Source organism: Nocardioides terrigena, from assembly GCF_003047265.1.
In the GTDB taxonomy this organism is placed as follows: domain Bacteria; phylum Actinomycetota; class Actinomycetes; order Propionibacteriales; family Nocardioidaceae; genus Nocardioides; species Nocardioides terrigena.
On record NZ_PZYY01000046.1, the window covers coordinates 1 to 748 of the forward strand.

Genomic DNA, 748 nt, shown 5'->3' on the forward strand with positions numbered 1-748 from the left:
CAACGCGGGACGGAACTTATGCGTAGCTTCCAACCGGATACCATTATTGCCTTAGGTGGCGGCTCGCCTATGGATGCGGCAAAAGTAATGTGGTTATTCTATGAACAACCGGAAGTGGATTTCCGTGATTTAGTTCAGAAATTTATGGATATTCGTAAACGTGCGTTCAAATTCCCGCAATTAGGTCGTAAAGCGAAATTTGTCGGTATCCCGACCACATCCGGTACCGGTTCCGAAGTCACGCCGTTTGCGGTCATTACTGACGGCGATATTAAATATCCGTTGGCCGACTACTCTCTCACGCCGACAATTGCGATTGTAGATCCTGCATTAGTGATGTCAGTGCCGGCTCATGTTGCAGCGGATACCGGTTTAGACGTATTAACTCACGCAACTGAGGCTTATACTTCAATACTTGCCAACGACTACACCGACGGTTTAGCGTTACAGGCAATTAAACTGGTATTTGAAAATTTAGAAAAATCCGTGAAAGAATTTGATGAAGTCGCTCGCGAGAAAATGCACAATGCTTCAACTATGGCAGGTATAGCGTTTGCAAACGCATTCTTAGGTATTTGTCACTCAATGGCGCATAAAATCGGCGGTAAATTCCATACGATTCACGGTCGTACCAATGCGATTTTATTACCGCACGTAATTCGTTATAACGGTACTCGCCCGACTAAAGTGGCAACTTGGCCGAAATACACAAACTATGTTGCGGATAAACGCTTCCAAGACATCGCAC

Annotated in this window: 1 protein-coding gene; it reads left to right on the top strand. The window is 45.3% G+C overall.

The window, feature by feature from the left end:
- On the top strand, positions 1 to 748 hold a 748-nt coding region (locus DAE25_RS22730), incomplete at both ends, for an iron-containing alcohol dehydrogenase (RefSeq protein ID WP_159083935.1).